The following is a 24,772-nucleotide window of genomic DNA, read 5'->3' as shown; positions in this document are numbered from 1 at the left end:
GGGGCTAATTCAAAAAGTAAAATAATAATCATCTTTATAAATCAATGTCTTGCTATTATAATGTTCAGTCTCTCATACGAAACAACAAAATCCACGGCAATTTCTAAATCATCTTTACAATCGCTTGAAATACGCCGTCTAAGCCATAAAACAAACCACTTGAAATATCGCGCAAGGAATGCTCGAATTTCTAAAAAACGCTCTTTTATAAGATGAATTTTTTTACCATAGTCAAATGTTACGAACCGCTCCTTTAGATGCAGAAGTCGTCATTGCTGCATATGCTTTGAGAGCCTTTGAAACCTTGCGTTTACGCACTTCTGTGGGTTGCCAAGCTGTCTTTCCTTTCGCCTCCATTTTGGCACGACGCTGCACCATCTCAGCAGCATCAACCAACATATGAATGGTGCGATTAGGAATATCTATTTCTATAATATCACCCTCTTCGACCAAAGCAATTGCTCCTCCTTCAGCTGCTTCTGGTGAAATATGCCCGACAGAAAGCCCTGAACTCCCCCCTGAAAAACGACCATCCGTTATAAGTGCACAAACTTTGCCTAATCCTTTGGATTTGAGATAGCTCGTTGGATAGAGCATTTCTTGCATCCCCGGTCCACCACGTGGCCCTTCGTAGCGGATTAAAACAATATCACCTGACTGAATTTTGTCGTTCAAGATTGCCGCAACAGCCGAATCTTGGCTCTCAAAAATCCTTGCTGGACCTTTAAAAGTTAAAATCGACTGATCAACACCTGCTGTTTTTACAATACAGCCATCTTCTGCAAGATTTCCATAAAGGACCGCCAATCCTCCATCTTGCGAATAGGCATGTTCTCTGTCCCGAATCACACCTTTTTTACGATCAAGATCAAGGGTATCATAGCGACGAAATTGACTAAAAGCTGTTTGTGTTGGAATACCACCTGGTGCGGCACGATAAAATTCATGAATCGCTGCTTCATGTGCCTGTTTCACATCCCAGTGCTCAAGAGCTTCTTTCATTGTTTTCGCATGAACCGTATAGGTAGATGTGTCAATGAGACCCGCTGCATCCAATTCTCCTAAAAGCCCCATAATACCACCAGCACGATGAACATCCTCCATATGCACATTGGCAACAGCGGGAGCAACCTTGCATAAAACAGGAACACGACGCGAAAGGCGATCAATATCTGTCATGGTAAAATTGACCTCGCCTTCTTGTGCCGCTGCCAAAAGATGCAAGACAGTATTGGTTGATCCCCCCATGGAAATATCTACGGTCATTGCATTTTCAAAAGCCTTGCGCGAAGCAATAGAACGCGGCAAAACTGTTTCATCATCCTTTTCATAATAACGCTTGACCAGCGCAACAATCTGTCGTCCAGCTTCTTCAAAAAGCATTCGTCGATCTGCATGGGTTGCCAATACTGACCCGTTTCCAGGAAGAGAAAGCCCTAATGCTTCGGTCAAACAATTCATAGAATTTGCTGTAAACATCCCTGAACAAGAACCACATGTAGGACAAGCAGCCCGTTCTATCTCCGCAACTTCTTCTTCTGAATTCTGCTCTGAAGCCGCAGCAATCATTGCATCAACTAAGTCAACAGTAAGATCTTGGCCTTTCCATTTAATCTTACCGGCTTCCATAGGACCACCTGAAATAAAAATTGTTGGAATATTTAACCGCAAAGAAGCCATTAACATACCAGGTGTAATTTTGTCACAATTGGAAATACAGACAAGCGCATCAGCACAATGTGCATTGACCATATATTCAACAGAATCCGCAATGATTTCACGCGAAGGCAAGGAATAAAGCATCCCATCATGCCCCATAGCAATTCCATCATCTACAGCAATTGTATTAAACTCTTTCGCAACACCACCAGCAATAGCGATCTCATGTGCTACCAGCTGCCCAAGATCTTTTAAATGAACATGCCCTGGTACAAATTGCGTAAAAGAATTGGCAATGGCAATAATGGGTTTACCAAAATCGCTATCTTTCATCCCTGTTGCACGCCAAAGACCACGGGCTCCGGCCATATTGCGCCCATGAGTCGATATTCTTGAACGGTAAGAAGGCATTATTTTTTCCCCTCAAATAATTCCATTTTCTTTGTTGTGCTGCAAGCCAACCTTAAAAACAAGAGCGCATGCATAAAAAAGAAAAAAATACCTCTTTTGAGACATTTAAATCACAAAATCCGAAGTTAACTATAAAACCTCGTGCGACAGTATTTTTCATATTCTTATAAAGTTTCTTTTCATCGTTTTTACCGCTGCTCCTTTTTACAAATGATATTAATCGGCATAAAAAATGCGCCTTTTATAGGCATCCAATGAATATCACGCACTTATTTTTTCGCTTCTATGACAGTAAAGCTCTATAAACAACGAAAAAGCATGGTCAAAAACTGCAAACAAATATTGTTTAAGAAACATTAAAATACGGAAAGAATAGCAGCAACTATACCTGCATCCCTTCAAATGCATAAATTCCTGTTATAAATAACGGTGCTTTTCTTACAAAAATTTGTCTCTTTTTGGTGGAGCTAAGCGGGATCGAACCGCTGACCTCTTGCATGCCATGCAAGCGCTCTCCCAGCTGAGCTATAGCCCCATATTAAAGACAGATCATCTCCAAAAAGGATAAAAATACTCTCAATGTGATTTTCTAGAACGAGAAAAATCGAAGATCAAGAAAAATTTATATTTAATTAAAAGAAGCCCCTCTTAACTTCTTTTATAGATCATCATCGTTAGAAACACCACCTCCGATAATACCCGTCACGTCATCGTCATCATCATCTTCTTCATCGTGAGATAAAAACGTATCATCGTCATCACCGAGATCCACATCACTATCTTCCAAATCAGGAAGATCATCATCTTTAGAATCGTCATCATCCTCTTCAAGAAGCATAAAGGCAGACTTTTCAAGTGCTGTATCAAGTTCTTCCGCATCAACTTCTTCTTCATTACTCGCTTCAGCTGCTGCAACTTCAAAATAAGAGCGTGGGTAAGAAATTCCCGTATAAGGTGATACAATGGGGTCGCGATTAAGATCATAAAACTTTTTTCCTGTTTCTGGATCAATACGCTTCGTTCCAAGTTCTTGTTTTGCCATGAACTATCCCTCTTTAATTAACTCCAATTGCGTTAAAAGATAAATTTTACGGTCCTTAATCGAAAAATAATGTCTTTGTCAAAGATAAATACCTCGTTCCACATAGATTTTCTCATGACGCTTGTCAAAGCATGTGCTAGAAAGTACTTCATTAATCAAATTTCGATAAAGTTAAATAGAATTTCTATGCAAAAAGCAATATCCATAACTTCTTACAAATCTACTAATCTTTCTGGTAAAATTAAAATACCAGGAGATAAATCAATCTCCCATAGATCTCTTATATTGGGAGGCTTAGCAAATGGTGAAACACATATCCACGGCTTGCTGGAAAGCGATGATGTGCTCAATACAGCTGCTGCTATGCAAGCTCTGGGTGCTTATATCCAAAAGAAAAATGATCTCTGGGTCATACGAGGAACGGGGAATGGCTGCCTTTTAACCGCACAAAACCCTTTAGATTTCGGAAATTCTGGAACAGGGGTTCGCCTCGTTATGGGATTGGTTGGTCCTTATCATATGAAAACAACTTTTATCGGGGATGCCTCTCTTTCCAAACGCCCAATGGGTCGTATTCTCGACCCACTTCGTTTAATGGGTGTCGAAATTGAAGCAACTCAAGGCAACCATCTGCCTTTAACGCTTTATGGACCCAAAACGGCTAACCCGATTCGCTACCGTATTCCAATGGCTTCTGCCCAAGTTAAATCCGCCGTCCTTCTTGCTGGGCTTAATACTGCTGGTACCACAACTGTTATTGAACCCATTCCCACACGTGATCATACGGAAAAAATGTTAAAAGCATTTGGCGCTGAACTTGAGGTGGAAATAAATACAGAAGGGGCGCGCTTTATTCATCTCAATGGTCAACCGCACCTTACTGGACAAGCAATTGATATTCCAGGTGATCCTTCTTCTGCCGCTTTTCCACTTATCGCTGCCCTTCTTGTAGAGAATTCTGATATCACTATTGAAAATGTTCTTATCAATCCTTCTCGCATGGGACTTATCGAAACATTATGGGAAATGGGTGCGCAAATTACGCTTTTGAACCAACGCCAAACAGGAGGAGAAAATGTTGCCGATTTGCGCGTCACATCCTCAAGGCTCAAAGGTGTCACGGTGCCTAAAGAACGCGCCCCCTCAATGATTGATGAATATCCCGCTCTAGCGGTAGCAGCAGCCTTTGCTGAAGGAAAAACAACAATGCGCGGAATCGAGGAATTACGCGTTAAGGAATCAGATCGCTTGTCTGCTCTTGCGCAAGGACTCAAAATGAATCATGTAGAATGTGAAGAAGGGAAAGATTTTCTCATTGTTCACGGAAAAGGCTCCGAAAAAGGACTGGGTGGTGGAAATGTTATCACATATCTTGATCATCGAATTGCCATGTGTTTTCTCATCTTCGGGCTCGTATCAGAAAAACCTGTTACTATTGATGATAAACGAATGATTGCTACGAGTTTTCCAGAATTTATTCCTTTTATAAAACAACTTGGGGGAAAAATCTCTTGAAACCTTTTGTGATTGCAATTGATGGACCAGCAGCCTCAGGGAAAGGAACATTGGCACGAAAAATTGCTGCTCATTATCATCTTCATCATCTTGATACTGGTCTTACTTATCGCGCTGTTGCTTATGCACTTTTACAAAAAAAATTGCCTCTAGAGGATGAAAAAAGTGCTCTTGCTTGTGCTATAGAGCTTGATTTTAGTACTTTGAATCCAGCTCTTCTCTCTTCTCATCAACTTGGTGAAGCCGCTTCAAAAATAGCGCTCAACCCTGCTATACGGGAAGTTCTTGTCGCTAAACAACGTGATTTTGCTCACATTTTACCCGGCAGTGTCCTTGATGGACGTGATATTGGCACTGTCGTTTGTCCCAATGCTGATATTAAATTTTATGTTATAGCCAATGTTCAAACACGTGCAAAACGTCGCTATCAGGAAATTTTAAAAAAAGGCATACAGGCAGATTATCATGAAATCTTAGCTCAACTTGAACAACGCGATAACCGTGATGCAACGCGCAAACAAAGCCCGTTAAAGCCAGCAAAAAATGCCCACTTGCTTGATACATCAGAATTGAGTATAGAAGCAACATTTGCAATTGCATGCGCTTTTATTGATCCAATCATAAAATTGCGTATAATTGGATAAAGTCGTCAAGGTGATTTTCAGCCTAGCGCTCATTTTTCTTCTTATATTAAAGATAATTATATTAAGAAAAAAGGCATGAAGTCATCCGTGTTAACACTAACCTAGCGCTTATACCTTTTAAATGAAGGTATGTATCAGGAGTTCTTATGTCACAATACAATCCCACAACAGCGGATTTTGAAGCCCTTTTAACAGAATCTTTTCAAACCAATGATCTCAACGAAGGATCCGTTGTTAAAGGTCGTGTCATTGCAATCGAAAAAGACATGGCCATTATTGATGCTGGACTTAAAGTCGAAGGACGTATTCCACTCAAAGAATTTGGAGCTAAAGGAAAAGATGGTTCCTTAAAAGTTGGCGATGAAGTTGAAGTTTATATTGAACGTATCGAAAATGCCATGGGTGAAGCCGTCTTATCGCGTGAAAAAGCACGGCGCGAAGAAAGTTGGATTCGTTTGGAAGAAAAATTCAATGCTGGCACACGCGTTGATGGGGTTATTTTTAGCCAAGTTAAAGGAGGTTTTACAGTCGATCTCGATGGTGCTATTGCTTTCTTGCCTCGCAGCCAAGTCGATATTCGACCCATTCGTGATGTTTCCCCTCTCATGCACAATGCACAATCCTTTGAAATTTTAAAAATGGATCGTCGCCGTGGCAATATTGTTGTTTCACGCCGTACTGTCTTAGAGGAAAGTCGTGCCGAGCAACGTTCAGAAATTGTACAAAATCTTGAAGAAAACCAAATCGTTGAAGGTGTTGTTAAAAATATCACTGATTATAGTGCCTTTGTTGATCTTGGTGGAATTGATGGTCTCTTGCATGTTACAGATATGGCTTGGCGCCGTGTTAACCACCCATCTGAAGTCCTCACAATTGGTCAAACGATTAAAGTGCAAATTATTCGCATCAATCAGGATACACACCGCATTTCCCTTGGCATGAAACAGCTTGAAAGTGATCCTTGGGAAACCATCAGTGCTCGATATCCCGTTGGTACAAAAATTACTGGTGCTGTTACTAATATTACCGATTACGGTGGTTTTGTTGAAATAGAACCAGGAATCGAAGGATTGATCCACGTTTCTGAAATGAGTTGGACAAAGAAAAATGTGCATCCAGGAAAGCTTCTCTCCACATCACAAGAAGTGGAAGTTGTGGTTCTTGAAATTGATCCTTCTAAGCGACGTATTTCCCTCGGCTTAAAGCAAACATTTGAAAATCCATGGATTGCTTTTGCCAATAAGTTTCCTGTCAATTCACAAATTGAAGGGGAGATCAAAAATAAAACAGAATTTGGTCTCTTCATTGGGCTTGAAGGTGATGTTGATGGTATGGTTCATCTTTCCGATCTTGATTGGAATCGTCCGGGTGAACAGGTCATTGATAGTTACAATAAAGGTGATGTTGTTAAAGCCGTGGTTCTTGATGTTGACGTGGAAAAAGAACGTATCTCTCTTGGCATTAAGCAACTCTCCAGCGATAAAGTGGGAGAAGCTGCTGCGGCTGGCGAACTGCGCAAAGGGGCTGTCGTAACGTGTGAAGTTACTGCGGTTAATGAAAATGATATCGATGTCAAATTGATTGATCATAATCTTGAAACAACCATTCGCCGTGCTGACTTGGCTCGTGATCGTGATGAACAGCGCCCTGAACGTTTTTCAATTGGTCAGAGAATTGATGCGCGTATCACCGCATTTGATAAAAAAACACGCAAGCTTTCAGTGTCTATCAAAGCTTTAGAAATTGCCGAAGAAAAAGAAGCTGTTGCACAATATGGTTCTACAGACTCAGGGGCTTCTCTTGGTGATATTCTTGGTGCCGCTTTGAAAAAACAAGAACAAAATTAACGTTCAATCATTAAAATACATTATCAAAACGAAGGTCGCTCATCTTTTGATGCGGCCTTTTTTTTAAAGAAATTGTTTGCTTTTTTCTTCAATGATCTCTGCAAAAAACGCAAAGACTCTTAGAAGAGAAATAAAAATTTTACTTTTTCCTCTCAACCCCTCATTATTAAGATAAAATATTTATAGATTATTCAATATAAAGAAAACACGGAATTGAACAGCACTTAAAATATTATGGCACGCACAATATCTTTTATGAATTATCTCTTTTCTCAAAAAAGCAAAACCTATCATCTTATTAAAACCAATTCCCCTCTTCGTTCAACTTATAAATCACAAGATGAATTGTATCAATTAGGCTATGATATCGCCTCTCAAAAAGAAATTTTACTTCCTGAATATAACGGAGAAAATAATTTTCACAAAAGCTTGAGAAAAAATGCTAAACTTATTCTCCGTGCCTTTCAAACCAGTGATATCGCTGCTTGGAATGATGAAACCATTGCTCCAGCTGCCCAATGGCTCATTGAGAATCATTATACTATTGATAAAACGATACAACAACTGCGTCGTAATCTCTCTAAATCCTTTATCAAAAAGCTTCCTGTTTATAAACAAAATACAGGCATACCACGTATCTTTGCTTTAGCTTGGCTTTATATTGCTCATACAGATAGTGGATTTTCACAAAAAACACTCACGGCCATGATCAATGGGTTTCAAGAAATTTGTAACCTTAAAATTGGTGAATTATGGGCACTCCCTTCTGTCATACAAATGCTATTAATTGAAAATGTTTGTCGTCTTTCACAGCGTATTGAACAAACACGATCTATGCGCCATCTTGCTCATAAAGTCGCTGATAAAATTTCTCTTGCAGATAATGAAACAAAATTACAGTCTCTTTTTATACGGTATGAACCATTTACTGTAGATCCAACTTTTTCAACGCATTTATTCTACCGTCTCCGTAGCGCATCTGTTGATTCAACAAACGCATTAACTTGGCTTGAAAAACAATTACAAAATCGAGAAAGTAACTTAGAAAATGTAACATCTGATGAACACAGCCGCCAAGCGGCCGATGGTGTAACCATGGGCAATATTGTTCGTTCCCTTAAAGCCATTGATGATGTTGATTGGACAGTATGGTTTGAAACTGTCAGTTCTGTAGACGCTATTTTGCGTGAAAATAGCGATTTTTCCGAAATTGATGCTCGTTCACGCAATATTTATCGACAAGTCATCGAAAAAATTGCACGTCTTTCGCCTCTTAGTGAATGGGAAGTTGCACGTAAAGCTGTAAAAATGGCATACGCTTCTGCTAAAGGGTCCTCTCATCATAATCATTCCTCTGTTGGTTGGTATCTGGTTGATGATGGTCGTTATGCTTTTGAAAAAGCTTGTCAATACACGCCTCCTTTGTTCATAAAATGGGCACGCGCTTTCACTTCTTTACGAATAAAAACTATTACAATTCCTGTTTCTTTTTTAACCTTTGCTTTTTTGCTTACAATTTATTTTCTACTATCGATATCTGGCATAGCTCCATGGATGACTATTTTCTTTACCGCTTTAGCACTTTTTCCTGCTATGGATGCGGCTTTTGCCTTCTTTAACACTGTTGTTTCATGGACTATTCCATCAAAACAGCTCATTGGTTATGAATATAAAGAGGGAATTCCTAAAAATGCACGCACAATGGTTGTCGTACCTACTCTGATTTCATCCCATGAGTCTATTGATGAACAAGTGCGTAATCTTGAAATACACTTTCTTTCTAATCCGAAAGGTGCCATTCATTTTGCTCTGGTAACAGATTGGGGTGACGCTCCCTTCGAACAAACGCAAGATGATCTTGATCTGCTGCATTATGCACAAAAAAAAATTGATCAACTCAATCGTTGTTATCATCGTGATGATATTCCCCTTTTTTTTCTTTTACACCGTCGGCGTCTTTATAATACCAGCGAAAAATGCTGGATGGGATGGGAGAGAAAACGTGGCAAACTTTATGAACTCAATCTGTTATTGAGAGGCGATAAAAATACAAGCTTTTACCCTCCAAATCCACATCTTCCCACGGATTGCCGTTTTGTTATGACGCTCGATTCAGATACACGTCTTACCCATGAAAGTGTGACAAAACTCGTTGGAAAACTTAACCATCCGCTCAATCAACCAGTCTTTGATACACAAAATAAAAAAATTGTAAAAGGTTATAGTATTTTACAACCCCGTATAACACCTTCCCTTACAACAGGAAAAGAAACATCAATTCTGCAACGTGTTTTTTCTACAAACCGTGGTCTTGACCCTTATGTCTTTGCCGTTTCTGATACTTATCAAGATCTTTTGGGAGAAGGAACCTTCATTGGTAAAGGCCTTTATAATATCGATGCATTTCAACAGTCCCTTGAAGGAAAGATTAAAGAAAATACTGTTCTTAGTCATGATCTTTTAGAAGGAGGATATGCACGCACTGCCTTGGTCAGTAATGTAGAAGTAATCGAGGATTATCCAACATCTTACAATATTGATGCGATGCGTCATCACCGTTGGATTCGCGGTGATTGGCAACTGTTGCCTTATCTGTTTTCCCCCAAGAAAATCAGTTCTACAACACGTTGGAAAATGCAAGATAATCTACGTCGTTCTCTCACACCACTTATGTGGATAATCGCTGCCTTCGCGGGGTGGTCTCTTTTACCATTTAAAAGTGCAATCATCTGGCAAATATTTCTGCTTCTTAGTCCCTTCATCTCACCAATTTTAGGCGTATTACAAACTCTTGTTCCATCCACGATTGATTATTCTCTGCAAGGATATTTTCAATTCATTTTGAACAAAATTACCCTTACGGGGGCAAATATCTTTCTGAAAATTATATTTCTTGCCCATTCAGCTTATTTTATGACTGATGCCATCATGCGCACACTCTATCGCATGACGATTTCAAAACAACATCTGCTTGAATGGAAAACTTCTGTGGCAACAAAGTCAATGCCCAACAGTTTAGGCTTTTATATCCTTACAATGTGGCCTGCATCGCTTATTGGTATTCTTGCCGCAACATACCCTCTTTTTTTTAAGAGTTCCGCAAGCCTTATTGCTTTGCCTTTTGGGCTTGCATGGTTTTTTTCACCCTTGATTGCTTGGTTTGTCAGTCAACCTTCAGAATTTCAAAATACCCTTGATATCTCTTCCGAAGATAAAAAAACACTACGATCTCTTGCACGGCGCACATGGCTTTATTATGCAACTTTCGTCAATGCACAAAGCAATTATTTACCACCTGATAATTTTCAAGAAGATCCAGAACCTCTTATTGCTCATCGCACATCTCCTACTAATATTGGAGTTTATCTTCTTTCCATTATTTCTGCACGTGATTTTGGCTGGATTAGTTTTGAAGAAACAATGACACGCGTTGAATGTACATTAAACTCTCTTGCAAAAATGGAAAAATTCCGTGGACACTTCTACAATTGGTACACGACTGATACACTCAACCCTCTCTTGCCAACTTATATATCAACAGTTGATTCAGGAAATCTCGCCGGTCATTTGGTGACACTCTCTTCAGCCTTAAGCCAATGGGCTGAAAAACCTCATGTTTTTTTCCAAAGTGATCGAATGGGACTCTGGGATGTTTATACTATTCTCGAAGAAACTGTAAAAGAAATTCCCAACAATCAATCTAACACATATTCCTTACGCAAACGAATCGAAGAGCATATCTCTAACTTTCATTGCGCCATGCGCGCTCTCATAGAACAATCAGAAACAACCTCTTTCTCTACCACAAACCTTTTACTTAACGCCGGCAATATTGCACACTTAATAGAGGAATTTCATCAAAAAACGCAAACCGCAGAATCTGCCCGTGCATACTGTTGGGCTCAATACCTCGTAGAAACATGCCAAGCACATCATCATGATAACACTTGTGTCTACGATACCCAAAAAATATGTCAAAAATTAGATACTTTAGCGACAAAGGCACGACAAATAGCCTTTAATATGGAATTTGACTTTTTAGAACAGCCGGAACGGCAACTCTTGTCCATTGGCTACCGTGTTCAGGAAAACAAACTTGATGAAGGATGTTATGACCTTTTGGCGTCAGAAGCACGCCTCTCAAGCTTTTTTGCCATCGCAAAAGGCGATCTAAAATTCAAACATTGGTTTCATTTGGGTCGATTACTCATCCCAATTGGTGGGAAAGGTGCGTTATTATCGTGGTCTGGCTCCATGTTCGAATATCTGATGCCATCTCTTATTATGCACGAACCTAAAGGTTCAATCCTCAATCAAACAAATAGGTTAATTGTTCGTCATCAAATACAATATGGTTATGAAAAAAAATTGCCATGGGGCATTTCAGAAGCCGCATTTAATGCGCGCGATCATTTAATGAATTACCAATATGCTAGCTTTGGAGACCCAACCCTTGGACTCAAACGTGGTTTATCACGCAATACCGTTATTGCTCCTTATGCAAGCCTTTTAGCAGCACAATATATGCCAACCCATGCTGTAAAAAATTTAAAACGACTCCGTGATCTTGGCGCTTTAGGAACATATGGTTATTACGACTCTATCGATTTTACGCCTTCACGTGTTCAAAAAGGAGAAAAATACGCCATTGTACGTAATTATTATGCACACCATCATGGTATGTCAATTCTTGCTATCAACAATGTCATTTTCGAAGGACGGATGCGTAATCGTTTTCATCGTGACACAGTCATTGAAGCAACACAATTGTTATTACACGAAAGAGCACCACATCAAATTCCCATCATTCACACAAAAGTTACCAATCCCACCCGCAATAACGCTCAGGAATTTGATAATATCTCTACTCGTATTATTACGAACCCACTTCTCAAACCACGTGCAACTTTACTCTTATCTAATGGCGTTTATTCTACAATGTTGACAGCTAATGGCTCAGGTTATAGCCGTTGGCATGATTATGCGATTACGCGCTTTATTCCCGACGCCACAGAAGATCAACAGGGACTTTTATTTTTTCTACGTGATATGCATAGTGGACGTTGGTGGTCTGTCACCGGTGAACCAACACGCGTTGCTGAAGAAGAAGCAATTAGCATTTTCACCGATGAAAAAGCTGATTATATGAAAATGGTTGATGGCATAAAATCAACACTCGAATGTCTCGTTACATCCGAAAATGATGGCGAAGGACGGCGTCTCCAACTTATCAATATGACCAACAAAGAGCGCTTCATTGAAGTGACTTCCTATGGTGAATTAGCGCTCGCAACTATGGAGACAGACTGCGCTCATCCTGTTTTTTCACATATGTTTATAGAAACAGAAATCGCTGAAGAAGGAAGAACAATTTTTGCTAAAAGACGCAAACGCTCGCCTCATGATCCTGAAATTCATATTGCCCATTTTGTAAGCGATATTATGAATAGTATCCAAGAAACAGAAGCTGAAACAGACCGTTCTCTGTTTATTGGTCGGGGTAAATCCATTCATCGCCCTGCTGCATTTGATCAAAATGCTCGTTTTAGCAACAGTCAAGGCTGTGTCCTTGATCCAATCATCTCACTTCGCTGTCGTGTAAAAATCCCTGCCTATGAAAAAGTCGAACTCATTTTTTGGACTTTTGCTGCTCATGAAAAAGAAACATTGCACAATCATATTAAACATTATCGACAGCCCAATATATTCCAGCAAGAATTTTCAATGGCGTGGACACGCTCACAAGTCTCGCTCTATCAACGTGATATAAGCCTTAAAGAAGCTATTACTTATCAAAAATATGCAACACCACTTATCTATCCAGACCATACATGGCGTCTTCCCCCTGAAATACTAACAAAAACTCTTGGCAAACAATCTGATCTTTGGCCAATGTCCATTTCAGGAGACAACCCCATCTGCCTTTTAAGATTAGATAATGAAATGGATATACCTGTCCTTCGCGAACTCCTTAAAGCACATGAATATTGGCGTATACGTGGTCTTATTGTTGATCTTGTTATTTTAAATGAGCAAGCCTTTTCCTATATACAGGATACACAACGCGCTATTGAATGGGTATGCGAATCCTACCGGCATCACACGCATAACATGGATGAACGCCAACATATTTTTACCCTGCGGCGTGATCAAATGAATGAACAAAGTTTCAAAACACTCCTTGCATCAGCCCGTATCATCCTCTATGCGCAAAATGGATCTTTGTCTGAACAACTCAAACGTATGGAAAATATTGACTCTGATCTGGCGACACGCAACAGTAATCAAGAATTTGATAATAAATTCAATGACAGCAAATATGACAAAAAAAAGCAAATAGCGATACCAACTCAACCCAATCCCTTTACTTCTATTGGCCTTATTGGCCAACAAAAAGCCTCACCCCTTGCTACAAAAGGCAAAGATCTAAAATATTGGAATGGTTACGGTGGCTTTAATCATGATAATCATTATGTTATCCGTCTTCATGGACACACAACGACACCGCATCCGTGGATTAATGTCATTGCTAACCACGGCTTTGGCTTTCATGTTTCTGCTGAAGGTGCACTCTTTACTTGGGCGAACAATAGTCGTGATTATCAATTAACACCTTGGGCAAATGATCCTGTTTCTAACCGACCAGGAGAAGCGCTTTATCTGGTAGATCGCCTAACTTTAAAACGTTTCTCACCCGTTTCTGCCGTTGAATGTGATGAAAATGTTACTTATGAAGCCTGTCATGGTTTTGGATTCTCAACATTTAAATCTACACATTCAGAAATTGCATTAGAGCTTACCCATACGCTTGATCAAGAAAAACCTGTTCGCTTTTCACGTCTTATTCTGAAAAATGAAGGAAAAAAGTTGCGCAGTTTACGCCTCTATCATCATGTTGAATGGGTTTTAGGAAATGTTCGGACCAAATATGCACCTTTTATACTTCCCTCTTATGATCCAAAACAGGGTGCGCATTTTATTCAAAATCCCTATCACATTGAAAAATCTCAACAAACAACATTTTTATCAGCATCCGAAATGCCAACCAGCACTACTACCAATCGCACCGAATTTATTGGTTCAACAGGAACGGTGACACATCCTCATGCAATCCGCAAAGCTGATGTCCTTTCAAATAAAATTGAAGCAGGATGTGATCCTTGCTCGGTATTTTCTTATGATATTGATCTGTTACCAGGACAAACAAAAGAAATAATCTTTTATCTTGGTAGTGCTGAAAATAGGCAAGAAGCAGAAAAACTCCTCGATCAAGTGCGCACAAGTGATTTTGAAATTCTGCTTACACAACAAAAAAAGCAATGGAGTGATTTTGTTTCCCCACTCCAAGTAAAAACACCTGATCCCTCTTTTGATATTATGGTCAATCATTGGCTTCCTTATCAAATTTATGCATGCCGTATGATGGCGCGTACAGCTTTTTATCAAGCAAGTGGTGCTTTTGGTTTCCGTGATCAATTGCAAGACAGCTTGTCCTTGTTATTATTAAAACCACAACTTGCGCGTGAACAATTGTTAAATGCCGCAGCGCATCAATTTCTCGAAGGGGACGTACAGCATTGGTGGTTGCCTGACACCAATGCGGGTGTTCGTACACGCATTTCTGATGATATTGTCTGGCTTGCATACGGAACAGCTCTTTATGTCAATACAACTGGTGACTATGAATTTCTTGATACCCTCATTGCTTTCATTGAAGGCGCTGCTTTGAATATCGAACAACATGATGCTTATTTTCAGCCCACACAATCTTCAAAGGTCGCAACACTTTATGAACATTGTGCTTTCGCTTTAGATCTTGCCATCGAACGCTGTGGACAACATGGACTCCCACTTATTCTAGGTGGTGATTGGAATGATGGTATGAATTTGGTAGGAATTAAAGGAAAAGGGGAAAGCACTTGGCTCGGTTGGTTTCTTGGTGCAACGTTAAACGCTTTCATCCCCATTGCCAAAAAACGTGGTGACAACAGCCATGTGCAAATATGGAGTACATATCTTAAGCATTTGAAAAAATCTCTCGAAAAAAATGGTTGGGATGGTGCTTGGTATCGACGTGGTTATTTTGATGATGGGACCCCTCTTGGTTCCAAGATAAATGATGAATGCCAAATTGATACCATTGCTCAATCTTGGGCTGTCATTTCTCAAATGGCATCACTTAAACGTCAAAAACAGGCAATGGCATCAATGCTTGAACGTCTCTATGATGAAAAAAGCAATCTTATACGCCTTTTCTGGCCGCCTTTTGATAAAAGTACCCTTGAACCCGGTTATATCAAAGGTTATCCACCAGGAATTCGAGAAAATGGTGGTCAATATACACATGGTGCCATTTGGAGCATTTTAGCCCTTGCCCAAATGGGGGAAAGTGATAAAGCTTATACTTTATTTTCTATGATAAACCCTGTTAATCACGGGAAAAATCCTGAAATTTATCGTGTTGAGCCTTATGTGATGGCCGCAGATATTTACGCTATTGAACCACGTCGTGGACAAGGTGGGTGGACATGGTATACAGGCTCAGCAGGCTGGTTTTATCATGCCGCAACACAAGCCATTCTTGGCATTAAGCGTCAAGCGCATCAATTGTTTTTACAACCAAATTTACCTTCCTCCTGGCCTGAATATGAAGTAAAAATGAAATTGTATGACGCTGTTTATACCATTAAAGTAAAATGGGGCTCTAAAAATATGCTTAGCGTTGATGGTAAAAAATATGCTGATGTTGATGCGGGTATACAATTACAAAAAACGGGAAAGCATAAAATCATACGAACCATTAAATCTTTAAAAGAGAAAAGATAAAAAGCGTTTTATTCTTGCCCAAAAACTTAGAGTTGTTATAGTTTTTGTAGCCCCTATATTGTTCGTGTTGGTACACAGTAATTTTAGATTTGATGAAACTGAAAGAAGTAGGGTTATGAATCACCCAGATATTGCTAGACGCGTTTATGATCACACTTGGAAACTTGATCCCATTATTCGTTCACTTCTGGATACGGATTTTTATAAACTTCTTATGGTACAGATGATTTGGGGACTTTATCCTCATGTCAATGTCACTTTCTCTCTCATAAACCGTACCAAAACAATCCACCTCGTCGATGATATTGATGAGGGTGAATTGCGTGCCCAACTTGACCACGCTCTTAGTTTGCGTTTTACAAAAAAAGAAATGATCTGGCTTGCTGGTAATACATTTTATGGACGTAAACAAATTTTTGAACCAGATTTTCTTCATTGGCTTGAAAATTTTCAACTCCCAGAATATGAACTAACCCGTAAAGATGGCCAATATATTCTCCATTTTCATGGCCCTTGGGCCAATAGTTCTATGTGGGAAATTCCCGCCCTTGCTATCATAAGCGAATTGCGTTCACGTGCCGCTATGAAAAACTTAGATCGTTTTGCTCTTGATGTGCTTTATGCACGTGCTAAAGCAAAAATGTGGAGTAAAGTTGAACGTCTCAAAAAATTGCCTGATATTAAAATATCCGACTTTGGCACAAGACGTCGCCATTCTTTCTTATGGCAACGATGGTGTGTTGAAGCATTAAAGGAAGGAATTGGCGATTCTTTTGCTGGAACTTCCAATGTTCTTCTGGCCATGGATACAGATTTAGAAGCGCTTGGTACCAATGCACATGAATTGCCCATGGTCATTGCTGCCATTGCCAATGATGATAGCGAATTGTGTAAAGCACCCTATAAAGTTCTGCAAGATTGGAACCGTTATTATGGTGGAAATCTTCTCATTGTTTTACCTGATACCTTTGGTACAGAAGCGTTTTTACGCAACGCTCCAGATTGGGTAGCAGATTGGACAGGTTTTCGGCCTGACAGTGCTCCACCTATTGAAGGTGGTGAACGCATTATACAATGGTGGAAAGAAAAAGGAAAAGACCCAAAGGAAAAATTATTAATTTTTTCCGACGCCCTTGACATCAATACAATCGAAAAAACCTACCATCATTTCCATGGTAAAGTGCGTATGAATTTTGGATGGGGAACAGATCTTACGAATGACTTTGCAGGCTGCGCTCCTCAAGAAATTGCAACCTTTGATGCTCTTTCCCTTGTTTGTAAAGTCACCCATGCCAATGGTAAACCCACCATAAAACTCTCAGATAATCCTGAAAAAATGATCGGTGATCCACAAGAAATACAACGCTATCTCAATCTATTTGGTAATGAAAAACGTGTTTCTAGACCTCTAAAAAGTTAACCATAGATGCATTAATGAATTTATAAAGTTGTAATGTAATTTCCTTCCTTTCTAAATATATGAAAAATAAGCAGATATAAAATCCTATTATTAATGGATATTAGTAGAAATACACCAATTCTCTCAGCACCAATAAAACCGCGCTCTTTGTATAAATGTCGTCTATCGTTACTGATCAAGGGGGCTTTTAAACTCTTAATTCAGCTATTCGTATATCATCTTCTCTACTCATAAAACTGTTTGCACGAACACATCATTCTACCTCATAAACCATTTTTAAAAAGCGCATTGTCTTATATATTCTTGATAGCGAAACGTGACTTTTAAGCTTTGAGAAAAAACTGTACCTTTAGTTCTCATAAACCAACTAAAGACAAAGAAACATTTGGTCCGTAAGATCCTGTTTCTGTCATTATGAAGATGGACGTGTCACAATATAAACGGCAATAAACAGCAAAACAGTGGCAACGAATAAAGCAAGCCACAAAGCAGGACGCATCATCACTAAAAAAGATAAAAAACCACCTGCCATACTCACCACCGCAAAAATTTTAACAAATTTGGAAATAGCCCCTTTTTCCTCCCATTGTTTAATAGGAGGACCGAAGACACGGTGATTGTGCAACCAACAATGAAAACGTGGTGATGAACGAGCAAAGCACCATGAAGCAATTAATAAAAAAGGTACGGTCAGCATAACAGGCAATACGATACCGATAATACCTAATGCCATCATAACCCACCCTACTATAGAAGTAAAAATACGCAAAGGGTGAGATATTTTAAAATTTTTCTTCATATTTTAGCACTATTTCCCTTTATGAAAAACCATTATACATTTTTCTTCTTCTCAACACTTTCGTGCATAACGCCTATACATTTTTATTGGTAAGCATATTTTCTATGATAACCTCCTTTAAAGCATAAAATGGCTTATGCAATATGATGATCATTTCAAAATTTTCAAGAAATCAGCAAGAATTTTCAAAAAAGCTAAAAATAAAAAGGCTGCAGAATAAATCAATGCAGCCTTTTAATTACAAATGCAGTGTTCGGGGGAGAATATATACTGCACTCATCTGCTAGACATTAGGAGGAAAATATACTAGCACCACGTCTTCTAGTTAAAGCACGCATGACAGGCAACATACAAAAATGCATGTCTGCTATGCATAAATCTTATTGCACTTAGATCTCCTGAATTGTCGTTCGACGAAAGAAGAGTGATATAAAAATGGTGATAAAGATGAGTGTTAAAATCAACACAATTGTGGAAGCAGAATCAGAACCGATAAATAAGCTTAAATAAATGCCTAAAAAACCAGAAAAAGCTGCAACAAGGATAGCAATCACTAACATAAAAGAAAATCGCTTTGTGATAAGATAAGCTATTGCTCCTGGTGCTATCAATAAAGAAATAACCAGAACAATTCCAACAGCTTTCAAAGCCGCAACAATCGTGAGAGAAATCATTGTTAAAAGAGTATAGTGGAGTAACGATATTCGCAACCCCATTGCACGGCCTTGAACTGAATCAAAAATATACAGCATAAAGTCGCGCCACTTCGCTCCTAAAATACAGGTGACAATAGCAGAAATTATTGCTGTCTGGGTAATATCAAGCCAATTAACACCCAACAGATTGCCAAATAGAATATGATTCAAATCTAAGCTACTGTAAATAGCTGTTGCTAAAACAAGCCCTAAACCAAACATGGATGAAAAAACAACACCCATCACTGTATCCTGTTTGATACGGCTATTGCTTCCCAAAAAACCCGTCAGAACAGAACAAATCATACCCGCAACAAAAGCACCACAAGTAATCAAAGTCATGGTAACATTTTCTGGACGCATATGCTGAAACCAAGAAAATGACAAAGAAGTTAAAAATGTTAATACCCACGGTGTTGCCATATAACCAACCACAACGCCAGGAAAAACTGCATGAGAAATTGCATCACCCAAAAGGGCCCATCCTTTCAAAATAAGAAAACAGGAGAGCATCGCCATTGGAACAGAAAGGATCATGACAATAAGCATGCCCTTAAGCATAAAAGAAAACTGAAAAGGAAGAAGTAATTGATCAATCATGATAATATCATCCCTTTTTTTGCCGCTTTTATCCGTAAGCGTGCGGCAATAAACCCGTGTTTTGGGGCAAAAATAAAAGCTACCATAAACAGAAATGCTTGGAACAGTACAACAACACCACCCGTTTGCGCATTCAAAAAATAGCTTACATAAACACCCAATATGCTTGTGAATGTTCCAATGATAACGGCAATAATCAAAACATTTATAAAACGATCACTTAAAAGATAAGCTGTTGCTCCAGGTGTCACAACAAGACAGATGACTAAAAATGCTCCAACTGTTTGCATGGCAGCAACGGTACAAGCGGCAAGGAGTGTGAAAAAAAGAATCTTGAGAAACTTTACATTTAACCCAATGGCACGTGCATGGGTTTCATCAAATAAAGAAACGAGGAGATCTTTCCATTTCAAAAGCAATATAAACAAAGAAAGAAAACCAATAAAAGCCAATTGTATAATATCTGATGAACTCACGGCTAAAATATTTCCTAAAACAATCGTATCAATATTAACTGCCATGGGTTTTAATGATTTGAGAAACAATCCAAAAGCAAAAAAGGAAGAAAAAATGAGACCAATAATGGTATCTTCTTTTAGCTTCGTTCGGTGGTTAAAAAAGAGCATTGCTGCGGCGGCAAGACCACCAGAAAAAAAAGCTCCAAGTGAAAAAGGTAACCCTAAAAGATAAGCCCCCGCTACGCCAGGAACAATCGAATGGGAGAGGGCATCACCAATCAAGGACCAACCTTTCAACATCAAAAAAGCAGAAAGAAAGGCACAAACACATCCCACTAATCCCGAAACCCACATCGCATTAACCATATATTGATAGCTTAAGGGTTCAAGCAACAAAGAAATCATGCAACATGCTCCATATTTCGCGTATTTTCAAGAATGAGAGGCTGTTTCCCCCCTGTCAAAACATCCTTTTTTTTTGTGCTTTGAAGATCAAAAATATGATGGTGCAAAGATCCACCAAAAGTTTTCTCAAGATTTTCTTTTGTAAAGACAGTTTCCGTTAGCCCTGAAGCCAAAACCGTTCCCTTTATTAAAACCGTATGATCACAAAACTCACGAACAGAACCCAAATTATGGGTAGAAACCAAGATCACAGCGCCTTCTTTACGCAGATCTTGTAACAAAGAAATAATTTTATCCTCTGTTGTGACATCAACGCCTGTAAATGGCTCATCTAATAAAATGGCTTTTGCCTGCTGGGCAAGAGCACGCGCCAGAAAAACACGTTTCTTCTGTCCACCAGAAAGTTCGCCAATTTGACGCTTGGCAAATGCCAACATATCGACACGTTCTAATGCAACACGAACAGCTTCATAATCCCGTGCACGGGCATAACGAAAAAAATTCATGTGGCCATATCGTCCCATCAAAACAACATCTTCAACGAGAACAGGAAAATTCCAATCAACATCTTCACTCTGAGGGACGTACGCAATAAGATTTTGCTTTAAAGCCATATCAACGGGCAAACCAAACATGCGAATTTTTCCTTTTGATGGTCGCACGAACCCCATAATAGCTTTAAACAACGTTGATTTACCTGATCCATTAACACCAACCAATGCCGTAATGGAACCCGTTGGACTCTCAAAATTTACTTCACGCAAAGCTGTATGCCCATTACGATAAGTTACTGTCACACCTTGAGCAAATATTCCAGATTTTGTCATTTGCTTTGTACTCCCTCTAATAAGGCTTTGCTAATACGCCCGCTTGTGACACGCAATAAATCAATATAGGTTGGAACTTCACCGTTTTTTTCACTCAAAGAATCCACATAAAGAACACCACCATATTTAGCCCCTGTTTCTCTCGCAACCTGTTTAGCCGGCGCAGGGGAAATAGTGCTTTCAGAAAAAACTACGTGAATATTATATTTGCGAACCATATCAATAACATGCTTCACTTGCTGCGGGGTCCCCTGCTGATCAGCATTAATGGGCCATAAATAAAGTTCTTTTAGACCAAAATCACGCGCCAAATAACTAAAGGCTCCCTCACTCGTTACAAGCCAACGCTTGTCTTGTGGTACTGCTTCTAATTCAGCCTTAATTGGATCAATTGTTGCGCGTATCTTTTGTTTATAAATTTCAGCATTTTCTCGATAAAGAGCAGCATGCTCAGGATCATACTTTACAAAAGCATCACGAATATTATCAACGTAAATCAAAGCTGCGGTTGGTGACATCCATGCATGAGGATTGGGCTTACCACTGAAAGGTCCCTCACCAATTTTAATTGGTACCACGCCTTCAGAAACAACAGCACTTGGAACATCTTTAATATTTTGAAAAAATTTCTCAAACCAAAGTTCCAACTCTAACCCATTCCACAATATAAGATTTGCTCCTTGTGCACGCATCAGATCGCGAGGTGTCGGTTGATATTCGTGAATTTCAGCACCTGGTTTGGTGATTGATTCAACGTCAGCGGCATCACCTGCTACATTTCGCGCCATGTCAGCAATAATTGTAAATGTCGTAACAGCTTTAAACTTACCAGCACACAAAGCTAAATGAGGTGTGAAAAAAAGAACACTTCCCCAAATTATGGTAAAAAACACCTTTACGTTCATTGATCCTCTCTCTCGTTTATTGTCTTTGCTTATTGCTAATGATTTGCATTATTATTTAGCAGTAACAGTTATTTTTCATATTTGCAATGAAGGATTCTGCTAAAAATAACTTTTTAGGATGTTTAAAAACATGCTTTCTGGCTTGAAAAGACGGATCATTAAAAACTTCTAATATGGAAAACTTGCCTTTTAGAAGCTCTAGAGATCTTAAATGCCAAAAAATAAGGGAGCACTCAAAAGTACTCCCGCTTTATAAAATCATCTGATAAAGAATGGATTCAACAACGCAAACGTGCACCCGTTGCTTTAGTAACATTTTCTACTATTTTTAAAGTAAGCTCTTCTAAATCTTCATCCGTGAGCGTTCGTTCGATGGGTTGAAGAGCGATTTCTATTGCGACGGATTTTTTATCTTCACCAAGACTTGAGTCTTCAAAAACATCAAAAACCTGCACTGACTGTATAAGCTTTTTATCCGTTCCACTTACAACGCGAACAATAAGAGAGGCAGCAACCGTTTTATCAACGACAAAGGCAAAATCACGTCGTACCATTTGAAAAGGCGATAGTTTTAAAGGAGAACGGCTTTTTGTTGCCTTTTTCTTTGGTTCTGGAATCCGATCTAGGAAAACTTCAAATCCACATAAAGGACCACTCACATCTAACTTTTCTAATGTAGCAGGATGAAACGTACCAAAAAAACCGAGAATAATCTTTGATCCAAGCTTCATAACCCCTGAAAGACCAGGATGATACCAATCGGGTGCTCCAACCTCAATCTGCACCTTATCAATATCCATACCACACGCTTCCAAAACAGCTAATGCATCTGCTTTTGCATCAAAAACATCAACGGCCTTTGCATTCCCATTCCAAAAGCGCCCCGCGCCTTCAAATCGTTCTGTTCCACGGCGAATTCCACTAGCAACGCGCTGTTGTTTATCCGGTGTATCACCTTCGTAAATGCTTGAAACTTCAAATAAAGCAAAATCTGGCAAACCACGATCAGCATTTCGTTGTGCCGCGACTAGCAAACCAGGTAAAAGAGAAGGACGCATGACAGACATGTCAGAAGAAATAGGATTGATTAACTTAAGCTCTGCTTGCCCCCCTCCAAAAGCAAGTGCTTGTTTTTCAGAAACAAAAGACCACGTCACTGCTTCCTTCATACCACGCTGTGCTAAAGCCAAACGCGTAACACGTGAACGAAGCTGCGAATATGTTAAACCTTGATCTTTTCCCTCTGTAAAATTTTCTAACGGAATGGGCTTAATTTTATCCAACCCATAAATTCTCATTACTTCTTCCACTAAATCTGCTTTACCAGCAATATCAGGGCGCCATGTTGGTACTTGAACCGTTACCACATCGCCTTCCCCTTCAATACAAAACCCAAGCTTTGTTAAAATAGTAAGAACTTTCTCACGTTCTATTTGTAAATTTGTCAAACGCTTAACTTCAGAAAAGGGAAAAGGTATCTGTTTGATCTCCGGCTGCTGATAATCAACAATTTTCGTCTTTGAGCTTTCACCACCACAAAGTCGTAGGACCAATTCTGTTGCGATCTCAAGCCCTTTTTCCATAAAAGCGGGATCAACACCCCGTTCAAACCGATAGCGGGCGTCGCTGATAAGTCCCAATGTGCGACCCGTTTGTGCAATGCTTTGCGCATCCCAAAGTGCTGATTCAATAATAACGCGACGCGTCGTCTCATCACAGCTCGTTCTTTCACCACCCATAATACCAGCAATCGAAACAACGCCCTCATCATCGGCAATAACACAATCTTTCACACTCAAATGATAGACTTTTCCGTTTAGTGCCTGAAGCTGTTCACCTTCACGCGCACAACGTATATGCAAATTGCCTTTAATCTTATCGGCATCAAAAACATGAAGTGGACGCCCAAAATCAAAACTAATGTAATTGGTCATATCAACCAGCGCATTAATCGGTCTCAAACCAATTGCATTCAAACGCTGTTGCATCCATTGCGGCGATGCACCATTTTGAACATTGCGCACTTCACGCCAAGCAAAACCTAAACATAACGATGAATTTTCTGGAAAATCTAAAGAAACATCAAGCGGTGTTGCAAAAGTAGAGGGAAATTGTGGTATGGATGACTCTTTTAACTGACCAATTCCAGCCGCCGCAAGATCACGCGCAATACCATAAACACCTGTGCAATCAGAACGATTAGGTGTTAAACCAATATCAATGATCGGATCATCTATACCTGCATAAGTAGCAAAGGACGTTCCAATAGGTGCATCTTCTGAAAGTTCGATAATGCCATCATGTTCACTTGATAATTCAAGCTCTGCTTGTGAACACATCATCCCAAAACTTTCAATCCCGCGGATTTTTCCTACCGATAATGTCACATCAAGCCCAGGAACATAAGTGCCCGGAAAGGCAAGAACACCAACGAGTCCAGCACGTGCATTGGGTGCCCCACAAACAACTTGTATAGGCGTACCAGATCCCGCATCGACAGATAAAATCTGGAGTTTATCTGCATCAGGATGTTTTATGGCCGTTAAAACTTTGGCAATAACAAAACCTTTCAAAGAAGAACGGTCATCCACATGATCAACTTCAAGACCTATAGCCGTTAGTTTATCACAAATTTCATCTAAAGATGCATTTGTCTCTAAGTGATCTTTCAACCAAGACAATGTAAATTTCATTTTAAAACCTCACATCAAAGCTATGA

Annotated in this window: 13 protein-coding genes and 1 tRNA gene; 5 read left to right on the top strand and 9 right to left on the bottom strand. The window is 39.4% G+C overall.

Features of this window, described 5'->3' with window-relative positions:
• Nucleotides 1-231: 231 nt before the first annotated feature.
• From ilvD to LNM86_RS12615, 3 genes are all read right to left on the bottom strand, one after another.
• Nucleotides 232-2,070, bottom strand: coding sequence for a dihydroxy-acid dehydratase (gene ilvD / locus LNM86_RS12625; RefSeq protein WP_241437943.1), 1,839 nt, complete (start codon nt 2,068-2,070; stop codon nt 232-234).
• A gap of 459 nt (nt 2,071-2,529) precedes the next feature.
• Nucleotides 2,530-2,605, bottom strand: a tRNA-Ala gene (locus LNM86_RS12620).
• Nucleotides 2,606-2,728: 123 nt separating this feature from the next.
• A complete protein-coding gene (locus LNM86_RS12615) occupies nt 2,729-3,112 on the bottom strand; it encodes a TIGR02300 family protein (RefSeq protein WP_241437942.1) in 384 nt (127 codons plus the stop codon).
• Nucleotides 3,113-3,298: 186 nt separating this feature from the next.
• On the opposite strand from LNM86_RS12615, the gene aroA reads away from it, so the two are divergent.
• The 5 genes from aroA to pncB all read left to right on the top strand — a co-directional run bounded on the left by aroA (nt 3,299) and on the right by pncB (nt 17,364).
• Nucleotides 3,299-4,627: a 3-phosphoshikimate 1-carboxyvinyltransferase gene (gene aroA / locus LNM86_RS12610; protein ID WP_241437941.1), complete on the top strand. Its 1,329-nt coding sequence runs from the start codon at nt 3,299-3,301 to the stop codon at nt 4,625-4,627.
• Nucleotides 4,624-5,271: a (d)CMP kinase gene (gene cmk, locus LNM86_RS12605; protein ID WP_241437940.1), complete on the top strand. Its 648-nt coding sequence runs from the start codon at nt 4,624-4,626 to the stop codon at nt 5,269-5,271. Before aroA ends, cmk begins: the two co-directional genes overlap by 4 nt.
• A 146-nt stretch (nt 5,272-5,417) precedes the next feature.
• Complete coding sequence (gene rpsA / locus LNM86_RS12600; RefSeq protein WP_241437939.1) at nt 5,418-7,118, top strand: 30S ribosomal protein S1; 1,701 nt, start codon at nt 5,418-5,420, stop codon at nt 7,116-7,118.
• Nucleotides 7,119-7,352: 234 nt separating this feature from the next.
• Nucleotides 7,353-15,944: a glycoside hydrolase family 94 protein gene (locus LNM86_RS12595; protein WP_241437938.1), complete on the top strand. Its 8,592-nt coding sequence runs from the start codon at nt 7,353-7,355 to the stop codon at nt 15,942-15,944.
• Nucleotides 15,945-16,059: 115 nt separating this feature from the next.
• Nucleotides 16,060-17,364 (top strand): nicotinate phosphoribosyltransferase, encoded by a 1,305-nt coding sequence (gene pncB, locus LNM86_RS12590; protein WP_241437937.1) that lies wholly within the window; start codon nt 16,060-16,062, stop codon nt 17,362-17,364.
• A 412-nt stretch (nt 17,365-17,776) separates the two neighbouring features.
• Here the strand turns inward: pncB and LNM86_RS12585 are convergent, their stop codons facing one another.
• The 6 genes from LNM86_RS12585 to pheT form a co-directional block, all read right to left on the bottom strand.
• Nucleotides 17,777-18,163 carry a YbaN family protein gene (locus LNM86_RS12585; protein WP_241437936.1) on the bottom strand — a complete coding sequence of 129 codons (387 nt, stop codon included), beginning with the start codon at nt 18,161-18,163 and terminating at the stop codon, nt 17,777-17,779.
• A 389-nt stretch (nt 18,164-18,552) separates the two neighbouring features.
• Nucleotides 18,553-19,458, bottom strand: coding sequence for a metal ABC transporter permease (locus tag LNM86_RS12580; protein ID WP_241437935.1), 906 nt, complete (start codon nt 19,456-19,458; stop codon nt 18,553-18,555).
• Complete coding sequence (locus LNM86_RS12575) at nt 19,455-20,321, bottom strand: metal ABC transporter permease (protein WP_241437934.1); 867 nt, start codon at nt 20,319-20,321, stop codon at nt 19,455-19,457. The genes LNM86_RS12580 and LNM86_RS12575 overlap by 4 nt, the downstream gene beginning before the upstream one ends.
• Nucleotides 20,318-21,148: a manganese/iron ABC transporter ATP-binding protein gene (locus tag LNM86_RS12570; protein ID WP_241437933.1), complete on the bottom strand. Its 831-nt coding sequence runs from the start codon at nt 21,146-21,148 to the stop codon at nt 20,318-20,320. The genes LNM86_RS12575 and LNM86_RS12570 overlap by 4 nt, the downstream gene beginning before the upstream one ends.
• Nucleotides 21,145-22,053, bottom strand: a complete 909-nt coding sequence (locus LNM86_RS12565; protein WP_241437932.1) for a metal ABC transporter substrate-binding protein — start codon at nt 22,051-22,053, stop codon at nt 21,145-21,147. Before LNM86_RS12565 ends, LNM86_RS12570 begins: the two co-directional genes overlap by 4 nt.
• Before the next feature lie 278 nt (nt 22,054-22,331).
• The gene (gene pheT, locus LNM86_RS12560) at nt 22,332-24,746 is read right to left on the bottom strand and encodes a phenylalanine--tRNA ligase subunit beta (protein ID WP_241437931.1); all 2,415 of its coding nucleotides are present in this window, start codon (nt 24,744-24,746) and stop codon (nt 22,332-22,334) included.
• Between the last annotated feature and the right edge of the window lie 26 nt (nt 24,747-24,772).

The sequence above is a fragment of the Bartonella machadoae genome, assembly GCF_022559585.1.
Taxonomy (GTDB): Bacteria; Pseudomonadota; Alphaproteobacteria; order Rhizobiales; family Rhizobiaceae; genus Bartonella; species Bartonella machadoae.
The sequence above is the reverse complement of the archived record's forward strand: the minus strand, read 5'-3'. Positions and strand labels throughout refer to the sequence as shown.

What these genes read in the sequence shown, in the direction of transcription:
- ilvD (WP_241437943.1), bottom strand. Translation starts at nt 2,070, where the DNA reads ATGCCTTCTTACCGTTCAAGAATATCGACTCATGGGCGCAATATGGCC.
- LNM86_RS12615 (WP_241437942.1), bottom strand. Translation starts at nt 3,112, where the DNA reads ATGGCAAAACAAGAACTTGGAACGAAGCGTATTGATCCAGAAACAGGA.
- aroA (WP_241437941.1), top strand. Translation starts at nt 3,299, where the DNA reads ATGCAAAAAGCAATATCCATAACTTCTTACAAATCTACTAATCTTTCT.
- rpsA (WP_241437939.1), top strand. Translation starts at nt 5,418, where the DNA reads ATGTCACAATACAATCCCACAACAGCGGATTTTGAAGCCCTTTTAACA.
- LNM86_RS12595 (WP_241437938.1), top strand. Translation starts at nt 7,353, where the DNA reads ATGGCACGCACAATATCTTTTATGAATTATCTCTTTTCTCAAAAAAGC.
- pncB (WP_241437937.1), top strand. Translation starts at nt 16,060, where the DNA reads ATGAATCACCCAGATATTGCTAGACGCGTTTATGATCACACTTGGAAA.
- LNM86_RS12585 (WP_241437936.1), bottom strand. Translation starts at nt 18,163, where the DNA reads ATGAAGAAAAATTTTAAAATATCTCACCCTTTGCGTATTTTTACTTCT.
- LNM86_RS12580 (WP_241437935.1), bottom strand. Translation starts at nt 19,458, where the DNA reads ATGATTGATCAATTACTTCTTCCTTTTCAGTTTTCTTTTATGCTTAAG.
- LNM86_RS12575 (WP_241437934.1), bottom strand. Translation starts at nt 20,321, where the DNA reads ATGATTTCTTTGTTGCTTGAACCCTTAAGCTATCAATATATGGTTAAT.
- LNM86_RS12570 (WP_241437933.1), bottom strand. Translation starts at nt 21,148, where the DNA reads ATGACAAAATCTGGAATATTTGCTCAAGGTGTGACAGTAACTTATCGT.
- LNM86_RS12565 (WP_241437932.1), bottom strand. Translation starts at nt 22,053, where the DNA reads ATGAACGTAAAGGTGTTTTTTACCATAATTTGGGGAAGTGTTCTTTTT.
- pheT (WP_241437931.1), bottom strand. Translation starts at nt 24,746, where the DNA reads ATGAAATTTACATTGTCTTGGTTGAAAGATCACTTAGAGACAAATGCA.